Here is a 13,948-nt window from a genome sequence, read left to right on the forward strand (position 1 = left end):
GCTTTCTAAGCTGGTTTACGTTAGCGCTAACGCTGTGTTCCTAGCGCGGACATCAAGGCAAGTCTAGCGTAAGAACGCGACCTATGCCTCCAGTTCAGCATCCCAGTAAAGGAAATCGACCCAGCTATCGTGCAAATGGTTTGGCGGGAACTTGCGTCCAACATTGTGCAACTGCTCCGGCGCGGGCCGACGAGGTGGCTTTCGCAGACTCATCCCGCATTGCTTCAACGACCGCGACCCTTTGCGCAGATTGCATGGGCTACATGCCGCCACCACGTTTTCCCAGCTGGTCACGCCGCCACTGGCGCGTGGCACGACATGATCAAAAGTCAATTCACCTTTTGCCCCGCAATACTGGCAGCAGAATTCATCGCGCAAGAACAGGTTGAACCGGGTGAACGCCACCTGCTTTTGCGGTTTGACATAGTCTTTCAACACAACAACTGACGGGATGCGCAGGGTTGTCGACGGACTGCGCACAACCTCATCATATTCGCTAACGATATCGACACGGTCCAGCCAGGCCGCCTTGATCGCTTCCTGCCATGGCCAAAGGGACAAGGGATAGTAGGACAAGGGGCGATAATCGGCGTTCAACACCAATGCCGGATAGTGTCTGAGCACGCCAGGTGCGCGCACAAAATCTGTCCTGAATTCCGTCTGCGTCATGTCTTACATCCCAAACCGTCAGGCTGCGGAACGGGAACATGCCCGTTTATCCCGTGGCCTCGTTAAGGTGGACTATATATCGCGTCAGAAATGTGACAAGCCCCACAATGTGCGGCAAAAACTGCGAGAATTCACCGGCCCCGGATCAACCAAGACGCGGCGGGACCAACGAGCCAATTCAGCCGTCAGGCCACCAGTGGCAGTTCGTCAATCACCACACAGGCCCGCCCCTTTAACTTGGCGCGATCCAGGGCTGTATCCGCATCGCGCAGCAGCCGCTCCAGCGAAGTGCGACCATCAGCCAGCACAGCCCCGACCGAGGTCGTCAACCGCAGCTTTCCGTTTGGTGTGACAATGATCATTCCCTCGCATAACCGCTGAGAAATCTCATGGGCTTGTTCCACGGTTGCCCCAGGCAGATAGATCGCGAATGAGGCACCATCCAGCCGCCCAACCACATCCGACTGGCGGGTCAGTTCGCGAAACCGCTGCGCCAGCGCCATCAGGCACAAATCACCCGCACGGCGTCCGCGCCGATGATTGATCGCTTTGAAATCATCCACATCCACCAGCAGGAGCGCGCCCGCCTGTGGCAGAACACGCTGGGCGCGGCGTACAAAATCCGGTCGGTTGGACAGGGCCGTAATCGGATCAAGATCCGACAGGGTTTTGACACGCGTCTGCGCACGGCCTAGACAAGACAACGCCCAGAACAGTGCCGCACCCAATGGCGCGCCAACGACCAGGGTGTAGATCACATGAGTCTGGATTACCGCTGGCACGGCCAGTTCAGCACCCGGAAACGGCAGCACGCCCAACGCCAGAACGACCAGCAGCAGCAGGATCAGACGCAGACTCCAGCCTGCAAAATCCCTCGGGATCAGGATCTGAGATGCTCGTGGAAAATAGGTCACCGGGCCACACCATTGCTAAAACTGAACTCAACTTTGATATGAAGGCGCAGCGATGACCAAAGCGTTAACGCAGCGTGCGATGCGCTGAAAACCGCACAAAATGCCGTTACGTCAAGTTACGATGCCACGGATCAGGACATGCCCAACCGGTCGCGCATAAACGCCAGCGCGACAGACAGCCCATCCGGTGCAATGCCATGGCCTGTCCCCTTCATGATATGGGCAAAGACCTCTGTCCAACCGGCACCTTGCAGCGCCTCGGCTGCCTGGGGCAGCGATTGCGGCGGAACCACATCATCCTGATCACCGTGGATCAGCAAAACCGGCGGGCGGCTGACCACCTCATCGACCAGTAATTCAGGCTCAAGCAGACGCCCGGAAAAGGCGACGATCCCGGCAACCGGGTCCTCGCGGCGCGGGACAACATGCAGTGCCATCATCGTGCCTTGGGAAAAACCCAGAACGACCACCTGCTCAGGCAGCAGGTCTTCATCCACCATGACACCTGTCAGAAACGCATCCAGATCCGCCGCGGCCCGGTCCAGACCCTGGCGCGATTCCTCTTCGCTGGATCCGTCAATCCACGGGATCGGAAACCACTGAAATCCCATTGGCGCACCCGCACAGGCCTCTGGCGCATCAGGTGCAACAAACAACGTATCGGGCATATGTTCGCCCAACGGGTCGGCCAGCCCGATCAAATCCGCCGCATTGGCCCCGTAACCATGCAGAAAGATCACGCAAGACCGGGTCTCGCCCGATACCGGTTCGCGCCGCTGCGCCTCTAACGCTCGTGTCATCTGATGCCTTCCCGCTGTTTGTTCTGCTTGTAGTAGGCCCACATGATGCGCGCCGCAACCGACCGCCAAGGTGACCACGCGACCGCCATTTCGCGCAAGGCACGGTCCTTGGGGCGTTCGGGCAGTTCAAAAATCAGCCTGGCCGCCTCCTGCAACGCCAAATCGCCCGGCGCAAAAACATCAGCACGGCCCAGCGAAAACATCGCATAGATTTCTGCGGTCCAGACACCAATGCCCGGCACTGCTGTCAGCGTCGTTATCACGTCCACCGCAGGCATCTGACGCAATGCGTCAAAGTCGATCTCGGCTGCAGCCAAAGCCTGCGCATAACGCACTTTCTGACGACTCAATCCCAAAGCCTTCAGATCATCCTCAGACGCGGCACTGACGGCCTGCGGCTCTGTCATCCCGGCCTGCACCAATCGGCCCCAGATGGCATTGGCCGAGGCAACGCTGACCTGCTGGCTTACGATGGCGCTCAACAACTCCGCAAAGCCGTCCGGTTTCAGGCGCAAGGGCAAACGCGGCAGGTCAGTCATGACATAGGCAAAGCGCGGCTCTTGTGCGCAAAGCCATGCGGCCCCCTCCGCAATACATGCATCGTCTTTGATCACCCGTTCCTTCACAGACGGCGCGCCCAATCCAACGCAGCGTCAACGGTATCAACAATCGGCCAGTCGCCCTGCGGCGGACGCGCGATCATCAGCACTGGAATACCCAGCTGACGTGCTGCCGTCAGCTTGGTCCGGCTAGCAGCCCCGCCTGCGTTTTTGACAACCAGCCAATCCACCTTCAGCCGGGAAAACAATGCGATCTCATCCTCAACCGAAAATGGGGGGCGCCCGACCAGAAATTCTCCACCTTCAAACGGAAACGGCTCCTCCGGCGGATCAATCTGGCGGCAGATCACGCAGCGTCCGGCGAGGTTGGCAAACCCCTCCAACATCTGACGCCCCGTTCCTAAAAACACGGTCGTCCCTTTCGGAATATGGGCCGCCGCATCCTCTTCCCGCGCGATCTCGGTCCATTTGTCCCCCGGCTCTGGCGTCCACCCCGGGCGCAAGAACTGCAGAAAGGGTAAATCAAGTTCGGCACAAACCCGGGCAGTCCGGGCAGTGATCCGGTGCGCATAAGGATGGGTGGCATCCAGCACCGCTGTAATGCCATTCTCGGTTAAAAACCGACGAAACCCCGCCTCGCCACCAAACCCGCCGGACCGAGTGGGTACTGGCAAGGGCGCCGGGTCACGGGTCGCGCCAGCCAACGATGCAATGACATCGACCCCATTCAATCCTTCGGCAATCCGCCGGGCATCCCCGGATCCAGCCAGCAACAACAGCGTCACACCCCGGCCCTCGCAATAATCCCCCCGGCGCGATCAATGACCACAACATCAAACCGCATTTCTCCACCGCCAAAGCGGTCCTCCACAACCCTCAAAGCTTCTTGCGCAACGGCCTCAGCCAAGGGCGCGCCCGCTATCTTATAGGCCTCCAATGCGGTATTTGCATCAGCCACTTCCGGCACACCTGCAAGCTTCGCCAGTGCGGCAAAATCCACCTGACTGCGGCCTGAATGCAGATCCATCGCTCCTTGCGCCAGTTTGGTCATCTTGCCGATCCCACCGCCGATCGTCACGCGCAGCACCGGATGTTTCTCCAGATACTTCAGCATTCCCCCCGCAAAATCTCCCATATCCAACATGGCATGATCCGGCAGATCATACAGCGCCTGCACCACCTTCTCAGACGTTGCCCCGGTGCATCCTGCCACATGGGTCAGCCCATCAGCGCGGGCCACGTCAACACCGCGATGGATCGAGGCAATCCAGGCCGCACAACTGAATGGCCGGACCACGCCCGTCGTCCCGAGGATCGAAATGCCACCTTCGATACCCAATCGAGGGTTCCAGGTCTTCAGCGCCAACTCCTGACCGCCGGGCACAGATATCTCTATCTTCACATCTGACGTCTGGCCAAACTGCGCCGCAACCTCGTCCACTACACTGCGCATCATCTGACGCGGCACCGGGTTGATTGCCGGCTCCGCAACACCAATCGGCAGCCCGGCTTTGGTGACCGTGCCAACGCCATCACCTGCTACAAAGACCACGCCGCCCTCAGAAGGCGAGACCTTCACCACAATCAGCGCCCCATGGGTCACATCCGGATCATCGCCCGCATCCTTGGTAATCCCGACTTGCGCCCAACCCTGACCGGCCTCCGCCAACGCCAATGAAAAAACAGGTGTCTCGCCCTTTGGCAGCACGATCCCCACGTCATCCGGGAACGCTCCACCCCATAGACGTATCAATGCGGCCTTTGTCGCCGCAGTCGCACATGCACCCGTGGTCCAGCCTCGGCGCAATTCCCCTGTTGGTTTCCTACTCATCGGCGCGACTATAGGCCGGTGCCGCCAATCCGCAATCCAACGTCGTTTGACGGCTTTCCAAGCGGCCAGATCAGCGGCATAAACAAAACATGAGCGACACGATCCCCCTTCCCAGCCATACATGGCCAACACTGGAACCCGGCTGGGTCTGGCTTTGCGGCGCAGGCCCCGGCGATCCGGGGCTGCTGACGCTGCACGCGGCCAATGCATTGCGGCAGGCTGATGTGGTGATCTATGACGCGCTGGTGCAGGAACAGATCCTCGACTGGGCACCGCAGGCCGAACATATCTATGCCGGCAAACGGGGCGGCAAACCCTCGGCCAAACAGCGCGACATCTCGCTGCGACTGGTCGATCTGGCCCGCGCAGGCAAACGGGTGTTGCGGCTCAAGGGCGGCGATCCTTTCGTCTTCGGGCGCGGCGGGGAAGAGGCGCAGACACTTGTCCAGCACGGCATCCCGATCCGGATCATCCCGGGCATCAGCGCAGGCATCGGCGGGCTGGCCTATGCAGGCATTCCCGTCACCCACCGGGACGTGAACCAGTCGGTCACCTTCGTCACGGGGCATGACCAATCCGGCAATACCCCCGGCTCGCTCGACTGGGTCAGCATTTCCAAAGGATCACAGGTCATCGTAATCTATATGGGCATGAAACACATCGCCCAAATCACCGGCCACCTGATCGCCGCCGGGCGCAGCATCCACGAACCCGTCGCGGTGGTGACAACGGCAACAACTGACGATCAAAAAGTCCTCGAAACCACGCTCGGCACGATCGTCGACGACATCGCCAAAGCCGCGTTGGAACCGCCCGCAATCATCTGCGTGGGTCAATCCGTGCTGATGCGCCAGGTGCTGGATTGGCAGAGCATGGCCGCCGGGCAAGCACCGCGCAACCTCGACCCTCTTGGGCGTGGGCGCCCGGCCGAGTCCGCCTGATCATGGCCCCCAACTTCTTTCTTCCCCAAATACTCCCGCCGGAGGCATCCCGACGGCGCAACCCGGGATGAGCTTCATCATCAGCGCCCCCGCCTCCGGCAGCGGCAAAACGACCATCACCCTTGGCCTTCTGCGCGCCCTCAGCCGGACAACAGCCATCCGCGCCGCAAAATCCGGCCCCGACTACATCGACCCCCGCTTTCACGAGGCCGCCTGCGGGCAACCCTGCCTCAACCTCGACGCCTGGGCGATGACGCAGGACCGAATCCGGTCGCTCGCCAGCGGCCAAACGCCGCTGATTATCGAAGGGGCAATGGGCCTCTTCGACGGCGCACCGCCCGACGGCAAGGGGGCAACAGCCGACCTCGCACGCATCCTGAACCTGCCAGTCATTCTGGTCATCGACGCGGCAAAAATGGCAGGATCCGTTGCACCGCTTGCCAATGGGTTCATCAACCATGACCCATCGGTTCGGATCGCGGGGGTGATCCTCAACAATGTTGGCTCGCCCCGGCACGAGGGTATGCTGCGCAACGCCCTGAAAGACATACCCGTCCTTGGCGCGATCCCCCGCACCCCCGGGCTAACACAACCCTCCCGACATCTCGGACTTGTGCAGGCGCAAGAACGGCCCGATCTCCACACCTACCTGAACCATGCCGCCGACATCATCAGCCAATCGGTCGACCTTGAAACCTTGCTACAACTACACACCGATCCACTCCCGGCCCACGACGCGCCAACACGCCAACCACCCGCCCAACGGATCGCCATCGCGCAGGATGCTGCCTTCGCCTTCAGCTACCCGCATATCCTGAATGACTGGCGCAACGCCGGAGCAGAGCTGCAATTCTTCTCCCCCCTTCGCGACGAGGCTGCACCACAGGCCGACCTGATCTATCTGCCCGGCGGCTACCCCGAACTGCACGCAGGCCATCTTGCGGCAAACACGACATTCATGGACAGCCTGCGCAATAGCAGCGCGCAAATCTACGGCGAATGCGGCGGCTACATGACCTTGGGCGAAACACTGACCGATGCAGACGGGATCACCCATAAGATGGCCGGACTACTGCCTCTCGATACGTCTTTCGCAACCCGTAAACTGCATCTGGGGTATCGCAGCCTGCAAGCAGTCGGCGGCCCATTTGCTGGCAACTGGACCGGGCATGAATTCCACTATGCCACCACTCTCCGGGCCGAGGGCAAGCCGCTTTTCGCCGCGCAGGACGCGACCGGCGCAGAGCTACCGCCGATGGGCCTGATCGAGGGCCGCGCCTCAGGCTCATTCGCCCACATCATCGACGCGGCCTAAAGGCCCATTGCCACCGCCGTGATCCGGGATTACCGATGCAGCATGACCTATACCGACGATACCCGCGCCAAACGCAACGTGGCCGTTCTGGTGATGGCACAGGCCATCCTCGGCGCGCAGATGCCCATGATCTTTGTCATCGGCGGGCTGGCTGGGGGCATGCTCGCCAGCAATGTCTGTCTGGCGACGCTGCCCATATCCTTCATCGTCTTCGGATCGATGACGACGGCACCATGGCTCAGCCCGCTGATGCAACGCAACGGGCGGCGGTTCGGGTTTTTCCTAGGGGCCTTTGCCGGGGCGATGGGCGCGCTGATCGCGGCCTACGGCCTCTATGCCGAATCTTTCACCATCCTGCTGGCCGGGTCCTACCTCACAGGCATCTACATGTCAGCGCAAGGGTTTTACCGCTTCGCCGCAACCGATACCGCATCCGATGAGTTCCGGCCCAAGGCGATTTCCTACGTCATGGCCGGTGGCCTCCTCTCTGCCATTGTCGGGCCACAACTGAACAAGCTTGTGCAAGACGCTTTTGTGGTGCCCTTCATGGGCACCTATCTGGCCGTGGCAGCACTCAATCTCGTCGGCATGCTCCTGTTTCTCTGGCTGGATTTACCCAAGGGCAGCCGGTCCGAACCCAAAGTCGAGAATGCAGTGATCGGACGAACCCGCGGCGAACTCCTCCGCGACCCACGTATCGTCGTTTCCATCATCGTTGGCATGGTGTCCTACGCTCTGATGAACCTCGTCATGACCTCCACACCGCTCGCCGTTGTAGGCTGTGGTTTCACCACAAACAACGCCAACGATATCGTCTCGGCCCATGTGCTAGCCATGTTCGCCCCGTCCTTCTTCACCGGGCACCTGATCGCCCGTTTCGGGGTAAAACGTATCATGTCCGCTGGGCTGGTCTTTCTCGCCGCCGCCGGGATTGTCGCCCTCTCCGGCGTCGAACTGACCAACTTCTTTGCAGCCCTCATCCTGCTGGGGCTCGGCTGGAACTTCGGCTTCATTGGCGCGACCACCATGCTGGCAGGTGCGCACCGACCCGAAGAACGGGGTGTCGTGCAAGGCATGAACGACATGATCGTGTTTGGCATGGTGACCGTGGCCTCGCTGGCCTCCGGCGGGCTGATGAACTGCTCTGGCGGGTCGGCGGTCGAAGGCTGGAATGCGGTCAACCTCGCCATGATCCCCTTCCTTGTGCTGGCAGGCGGATCACTGATCTGGCTGGTGCGCCAGCCAAAACTTGCAACCTGAGCGCCATGTTCTGGGGCCGAAAACCCAGCATCAGCGATGATCTGAAGGGTTGGATCATCGACAGTTTCGACTGGGCCAATGACACGTTCGGAAAAAACTGGACCGGCAGCCGCAAACTGATCGCGCCAAGCCGTGACTATTTCACGGCCGGGGCCGGCCAAACGCCAGAGGTCGCCCAGCAGATTGCCAATGACATCGCCGCCCTGCTGCCGGTCGCCCCGATCGAGGTGCAGCCGCTGTCAAACTTGCCCCCGGAATACCGGCATAATTATCAGGACATCGCTAGTGTCGGTGGCACCTATCTGCACGATGACCATGACCCTCTCATCAGCTACGACGCGGCCCTGATGGCGACGCCAATCGCCTTCATCAACACCATGACGCACGAGCTGATGCATGCCCGCCTCGCCCCGCATATCGAAGCGATGCCCGGCGGCGAGCCGGTCCACGAACTCTCAACCGACCTGCATTGCATCACCCATGGCTTCGGTCTCTTCGCGCTCGACGGGCCTGCACAGATTGGCTGGTCCGGCTACATGACCCAGGAATCGCGGACCTACGCGCTGGCCGTCTTTCTGGCCCGGCATGACCTGAACCCGCAGGACGCGCTGACCCGGCTCAGCCCGCGCTCTGCCAAGGCGCTCAAACGGGCCATGACCGAACACAACAACGACACCTAAACACCCAGACCGCCAACACAACGCTACCGCCACCACCCCCGCAGCGCGACATTCAAAAAACGCACGCGCTCTGCCAATGGCGGCAATCCCAATGCGCCGCGCGCCACCTTGCTTGGGTCTTTCAAAACCTGCCGCAACACCGGTCGGCCCAGATACCCTGCATAGAGCGCCGCACCAGCCTCGGCAGACACGCTCTGTCGTTGCCGCCGCGCCGCCTCCAACCGCGCAGTCGTCTTTTCCGCCAGCGCCGTCACCGCTGCGCCTGACCCGTCCACCAGCGGCTTGCGGCCGCGTTCCTCCAGATCAGGGATCGCCCGAAACAGATTGGCCACACCGACCCCATAGGCAAAGTCGCGCACGACAGCCTCATCCGCCTGCCCCAGCAGACGCGCGGCGGTCCACATCAAATGGCCAGAGGTCGCATCAATATAGTCGTCAAAATGGGCGGCATCCTCAAAAACATCCTTGTAAACATCCCAACGACGGGCTGCGACCAGTTCGTCCAGCAATCGCGCCCCGTCGCCATCCAACACACCCGCCAGCGCATCAACAACCTCATGCCGTCGCGGTTGGCCGCCACCTGCAATCTCCTCCAGCGCGTCACGCCACCATTGCAGACGCATCTCGGCAATCATCGGCTCTTCGGTCACCCAAGGGGCGCGGGCCACCTCCACATTGAACGCATAAAGCGAAAACAGAACACGGCGCGCCGCCACGGGGGCGGCCATCGCCGCACGAAACCGCTCCGGATCAGCGCGTTCCACAAGGGCGGCACAAGCGTCAAAGCTCATGTCACCAACATCTTGCGAAGAATACCCAAGAAATCAGACCTCAGCCCCGTCTCGGATCAATTTCCAGTTGATCGCATCAACCAGCGCATCGAACGAAGCGTCCACGATATTGGCGCTGACCCCCACTGTGGCCCAACGACGGCCCTGCCCGTCCTCGCTGTCAATGATGACCCGGGTCACGGCCTCCGTCCCGCCATTGGTGATCCGCACCTTGAAATCGACCAAGCGCATGTCCTCGATCATGCCTTGATAGGGGCCAAGGTCCTTGACCAGCGCCCGCGCCAAAGCATTCACCGGTCCCTGATCGGACCCGTCAGGGCCCATGCTCTCAGACACATTCAGGAATTTCTCGCCACGCACCTTGGTCACGACAACAGCCTCTGACAGTGACACCATCTGATTGCGCTTGTTCTTGCGGCGCTCAACGGTAACCTTGTAGCGCTTCACCTCAAAGAAGGCAGGCAGCAGGCCCAATTCCTCGCGCGCCAGAATCTCGAAACTGGCCTGCGCTCCGTCATAGGTGAATCCTTGCGCCTCACGCTCCTTGATCCGCTCGACAATGCGCGGCAGTGCCGGGTTTCCGATCTCCACCGCAATCCCCATATCCGCAAGCCGGGCTTTTAGGTTCGACTGGCCCGCCTGATTGGACATGGGCACGATCCGGCTGTTGCCAACCGCGGCAGGGTCGACATGCTCATAGGTACTGGGATCCTTGGCGATAGCGCTGGCGTGAAGCCCCGATTTATGAGCAAAGGCCGACGCCCCCACATAAGGGGCCTGCTTGGCGGGGACCCGGTTCAGAATATCATCCAACAGACGCGAGGCCCGGCGCAGCCCTTTCAACGCATCCCGCGACACACCGGTTTCAAATTTGCTTGCATATGGCTCTTTCAACAGCAGTGTTGGGATCAGCGTCGTCAGGTTGGCGTTGCCGCACCGCTCGCCCAAGCCATTCAAGGTCCCTTGTATCTGCCGGGCCCCGGCCATCACTGCCGCCAGCGATCCGGCCACGGCATTCTCGGTATCATTATGGGTATGGATCGCCACGTGATCGCCCGGAATACCGCTGGCGATCACCGCCGTCACGATCGTCGCAATCTCGTCCGGCAGCGTGCCGCCATTGGTATCACACAGCACGATCCATCGGGCACCGGCATCATAAGCGGCATGCACGGCTTCCAGCGCATAATCCGGGTTAGCCTTGTAGCCGTCAAAGAAATGCTCCGCGTCGAACAAACCTGCGCGCCCCGCCCCCTTGATATGGGCAAAGCTGCTGTGGATGTTCTCGGTATTCTCTTCCAGCGTCACACCAAGGGCGGTTGTCACATGAAAATCATGTGCCTTGCCCACCAGACAGACGGCAGAGGTTCCGGCATTCATCACTGCTGCCAGAACATCGTCATTCTCAGCAGATCGGCCGGTGCGCTTGGTCATCCCAAACGCAGTAAAAGTCGCGCGGGTTTGCGGCGGCGAGGCAAAAAACGCCGTATCGGTCGGGTTCGCGCCCGGCCAGCCACCTTCGATGTAATCCAGCCCAAGCCCATCCAGCACCGCCGCAATCTGATGCTTTTCCTCAGCCGAAAACTGCACCCCCTGCGTCTGGGCTCCGTCACGCAAGGTGGTGTCAAAAAGATAAAGCCTCTCTTTCATGACACCCCCCACACAATATTCGTCACGAAGATTTTGACGCCGCGAGAATTTTCGTGACGAAAATTCTCCATCACATATCCCCCAGTTTGGCGGCATCGAAATCCGGGCCAGGCACCCAGGTTGCCTGCCCGCCCACATCCGTCACCTGCACGCCAGCAGCATTGAGCACGTCGCGCACGGCATCCGCTCGCGACCAATCCTTAGCCGCCCGCGCCTCTGCACGCTCGGCCAGCAGCGCATCAACCCGCGCAGTCACTGCCTGGGTCACCTCCGGCCCTGCCTCTCCGCCATCAAACATCGGGATCGCGGCCCAGTCATTCACCAGCCCCAGCATCTCCATCCCATGGGCAAACCCTGCCAGCGCGGCTGGTGTCTTGCCTTTGGCAAGCACATGCAGACGCGCCAGTGCCCCCGGCGTATTCAGATCATTGGCCAGCACGCCAATGAACTCCGCGTCCGGCTCCCACTTGCCATCCGCCTTTAACGCGGCCACCAGATCACGACCAAACCCGTGACCATGCAGAATGCCGTACCAGCGGCGCAATGTCGCGTCGGCCTCAGCCCTGCGGGTCTCGGTCCAGTCCATGGTCTTGCCGTAATGGGTTCCCAGCATCACCAGCCGGATCACCTCACCCGGAATACCGCTGTCCAGCAGATCCCGCACGGTAAAGAAATTGCCCAAAGACTTGGACATCTTCTTGCCCTCGACCTGCAGCATCTCGTTATGGATCCAGTAGCGTGCAAACTCACCGGTCGGATGGGCGCAGGCGGATTGGGCAATCTCGTTCTCATGGTGCGGGAACATCAGATCATTGCCGCCGCCATGAATATCGAAACTTTCGCCCAGCAATTCATGCGCCATGGCCGAGCATTCGATATGCCAGCCAGGGCGGCCATAGCCCCAAGGGCTGTCCCATCCCGGCTGCCCGTCACCTGACGGCTTCCACAGCACAAAATCCATCGGATTGCGCTTATACGGGGCCACCTCAACACGGGCACCGGCAATCATGTCATCAACAGACCGGCCGGACAGCTTGCCATAATCAGCATAGCTTTCAACTGCAAACAGGACATGACCATCGGCAGCATAGGCATGATCCTTGGCCACCAGATCGGCGATCATCGCCACCATCTGGGCGATGTAGTTGGTCGCGCGCGGCTCATGCGTGGGGCGCAACGCCCCCAACGCATCCATATCCTGATGATACCAGCCAATCGTCTCGGCGGTAATGTCACCGATATCACGCCCCGCCTCAGTTGCACGCGCGTTGATCTTGTCATCAACGTCAGTGAAGTTGCGCACATAGGTCACATGGTCCGGGCCATAAACATTGCGCAGCAGGCGGAACAGCACATCAAAAACCAGCACATTGCGCGAATTGCCCAGATGGGCGCGGTCATACACCGTCGGCCCGCAGAGATAGAGACGGACATTCGTCGGATCAATCGGCACGAAGTCCTCGCGCCGGCGGGTCTTGGTATTGTGTAGCCTGATCGTCGTCATAACGCCTCGCAAACGGGTTTCGCCGCGGGCTTAACAAGTTCAGTATTCAATGAAAACGTGAAAGAGCGACCCGCGACAGATGTCAGCAGATAATAATGCAGCAGGTAATGATGCAGATGCTCTTCATGCGCGTATCATAGCAGACCGGCACCGACCCGTCCAGCCTGCACCGACTCCCTCACCGCTCACGCCGTCGACTAACTTTTGACGCACGACCGCAACAAACCAAGATACAATGATTTCGCAAGTGATCATGGTCTAAAGAGGAGATGAAGATGGAAAAGGTCGACGCAATCGGTGGTTTCTTTTTCCGCGCAAAAGACCCCAAAGCGCTGGCGGCGTGGTACGAACAACACCTTGGCATCAATCCTGTGACTCAAACCGCGGATGAACAGCCATGGATGCAAAAGAGCGGACCAACCGTCTTTGCCCCTTTTGCCATGGACACTGAATATTTCGGCGCAATGGACCAGCAATGGATGCTGAACTTCCGGGTATCCAATCTGGATGCGCTGATTGAACAGCTTCAAAGCGCCGGGATCGAGATTGGCCGACGGGACGAGATAGCCGATATCGGCAGCTTCGCCCGCATCCATGACCCCGAAGGAAACCCTATCGAACTCTGGCAGCCTAAGAAGGCAGATGACGCTTAGCCATCAAGTATGACCGCGTCCTCGACATCCGTCGCACGCGGTTTCTGGCCCGTGCGGCGTTCAAAAACCCAGGCGCGCTGGGCGGCCTGATGGGCCAGTTCCGCCTCGCGCATAAACTCCTCATGACGCAATTCTTCTTCCGTCTTCTTCGGTTTGGCTTGGGCGTAAAGCTGACTGACATCCTCCGCTTTGGCTGAGGCCGCTCCAGCCGAAAACCGGGCAATGACAACCGATTGGGCGGCGGCATGGGTCTGCAAAACAGGATGACGCCGCTCGCGGCCTGCAGCCCAGGACCCTCCGCGCAAAGCACGGTCTTCCTGACGGCGGCCGACTGACCGCTTCGACGAATGATTTGATCCTACCAGCTCAGCAAACGACAT

The 13,948-nt window shown here is 60.3% G+C and carries 15 protein-coding genes; 5 read left to right on the plus strand and 10 right to left on the minus strand.

The genetic code is table 11. The features are described from left to right. Positions 1-81: 81 nt before the first annotated feature. The 6 genes from ACFWW2_RS13300 to ACFWW2_RS13325 all read right to left on the minus strand — a co-directional run bounded on the left by ACFWW2_RS13300 (position 82) and on the right by ACFWW2_RS13325 (position 4,774). Positions 82-669 carry an HNH endonuclease gene (locus ACFWW2_RS13300; RefSeq protein WP_393928561.1) on the minus strand — a complete coding sequence of 196 codons (588 nt, stop codon included), beginning with the start codon at positions 667-669 and terminating at the stop codon, positions 82-84. 185 nt (positions 670-854) lie between these two features. Continuing rightward, complete coding sequence (locus tag ACFWW2_RS13305) at positions 855-1,583, minus strand: GGDEF domain-containing protein (RefSeq protein ID WP_393928562.1); 729 nt, start codon at positions 1,581-1,583, stop codon at positions 855-857. A 131-nt stretch (positions 1,584-1,714) separates the two neighbouring features. Continuing rightward, positions 1,715-2,383 carry an alpha/beta hydrolase gene (locus tag ACFWW2_RS13310; RefSeq protein WP_393928563.1) on the minus strand — a complete coding sequence of 223 codons (669 nt, stop codon included), beginning with the start codon at positions 2,381-2,383 and terminating at the stop codon, positions 1,715-1,717. Next, positions 2,380-3,024: a DNA-3-methyladenine glycosylase family protein gene (locus ACFWW2_RS13315; protein WP_393928564.1), complete on the minus strand. Its 645-nt coding sequence runs from the start codon at positions 3,022-3,024 to the stop codon at positions 2,380-2,382. The genes ACFWW2_RS13310 and ACFWW2_RS13315 overlap by 4 nt, the downstream gene beginning before the upstream one ends. Beyond that, positions 3,006-3,728, minus strand: a complete 723-nt coding sequence (locus ACFWW2_RS13320; RefSeq protein WP_393928565.1) for a cobalt-precorrin-6A reductase — start codon at positions 3,726-3,728, stop codon at positions 3,006-3,008. The genes ACFWW2_RS13315 and ACFWW2_RS13320 overlap by 19 nt, the downstream gene beginning before the upstream one ends. Further along, positions 3,725-4,774, minus strand: coding sequence for a cobalt-precorrin-5B (C(1))-methyltransferase (locus tag ACFWW2_RS13325; protein ID WP_393928566.1), 1,050 nt, complete (start codon positions 4,772-4,774; stop codon positions 3,725-3,727). Before ACFWW2_RS13325 ends, ACFWW2_RS13320 begins: the two co-directional genes overlap by 4 nt. An 89-nt stretch (positions 4,775-4,863) precedes the next feature. Between ACFWW2_RS13325 and cobA the strand changes: the two genes are divergently transcribed. The 4 genes from cobA to ACFWW2_RS13345 all read left to right on the plus strand — a co-directional run bounded on the left by cobA (position 4,864) and on the right by ACFWW2_RS13345 (position 8,970). Beyond that, the gene (gene cobA, locus ACFWW2_RS13330; RefSeq protein WP_393928567.1) at positions 4,864-5,715 is read left to right on the plus strand and encodes a uroporphyrinogen-III C-methyltransferase; all 852 of its coding nucleotides are present in this window, start codon (positions 4,864-4,866) and stop codon (positions 5,713-5,715) included. Between the two features lie 67 nt (positions 5,716-5,782). Then, positions 5,783-7,030 (plus strand): cobyrinate a,c-diamide synthase, encoded by a 1,248-nt coding sequence (locus ACFWW2_RS13335; protein WP_393928568.1) that lies wholly within the window; start codon positions 5,783-5,785, stop codon positions 7,028-7,030. A 42-nt stretch (positions 7,031-7,072) separates the two neighbouring features. Then, on the plus strand, positions 7,073-8,290 hold the full coding sequence (locus tag ACFWW2_RS13340) for an MFS transporter (RefSeq protein ID WP_393928569.1): 1,218 nt from the start codon (positions 7,073-7,075) through the stop codon (positions 8,288-8,290). Between the two features lie 5 nt (positions 8,291-8,295). Continuing rightward, the gene (locus ACFWW2_RS13345; RefSeq protein ID WP_393928570.1) at positions 8,296-8,970 is read left to right on the plus strand and encodes a hypothetical protein; all 675 of its coding nucleotides are present in this window, start codon (positions 8,296-8,298) and stop codon (positions 8,968-8,970) included. 23 nt (positions 8,971-8,993) lie between these two features. Here the strand turns inward: ACFWW2_RS13345 and ACFWW2_RS13350 are convergent, their stop codons facing one another. The 3 genes from ACFWW2_RS13350 to cysS all read right to left on the minus strand — a co-directional run bounded on the left by ACFWW2_RS13350 (position 8,994) and on the right by cysS (position 12,915). Then, complete coding sequence (locus ACFWW2_RS13350) at positions 8,994-9,761, minus strand: squalene/phytoene synthase family protein (protein WP_393928571.1); 768 nt, start codon at positions 9,759-9,761, stop codon at positions 8,994-8,996. A 33-nt stretch (positions 9,762-9,794) separates the two neighbouring features. Further along, positions 9,795-11,411, minus strand: a complete 1,617-nt coding sequence (gene cimA / locus ACFWW2_RS13355; protein ID WP_393928572.1) for a citramalate synthase — start codon at positions 11,409-11,411, stop codon at positions 9,795-9,797. Positions 11,412-11,481: 70 nt separating this feature from the next. Beyond that, positions 11,482-12,915, minus strand: a complete 1,434-nt coding sequence (gene cysS, locus ACFWW2_RS13360) for a cysteine--tRNA ligase (RefSeq protein ID WP_393928573.1) — start codon at positions 12,913-12,915, stop codon at positions 11,482-11,484. A 275-nt stretch (positions 12,916-13,190) separates the two neighbouring features. Here cysS and ACFWW2_RS13365 point away from each other — a divergent pair, with 275 nt between their 5' ends. Beyond that, positions 13,191-13,568: a VOC family protein gene (locus ACFWW2_RS13365; RefSeq protein WP_393928574.1), complete on the plus strand. Its 378-nt coding sequence runs from the start codon at positions 13,191-13,193 to the stop codon at positions 13,566-13,568. Here the strand turns inward: ACFWW2_RS13365 and ACFWW2_RS13370 are convergent. Beyond that, the gene (locus tag ACFWW2_RS13370) at positions 13,565-13,948 is read right to left on the minus strand and encodes a hypothetical protein (RefSeq protein WP_393928575.1); all 384 of its coding nucleotides are present in this window, start codon (positions 13,946-13,948) and stop codon (positions 13,565-13,567) included. The genes ACFWW2_RS13365 and ACFWW2_RS13370 overlap by 4 nt on opposite strands.

The organism is Yoonia sp. R2-816 (assembly GCF_046762905.1).
Lineage (GTDB): Bacteria > Pseudomonadota > Alphaproteobacteria > Rhodobacterales > Rhodobacteraceae > Yoonia.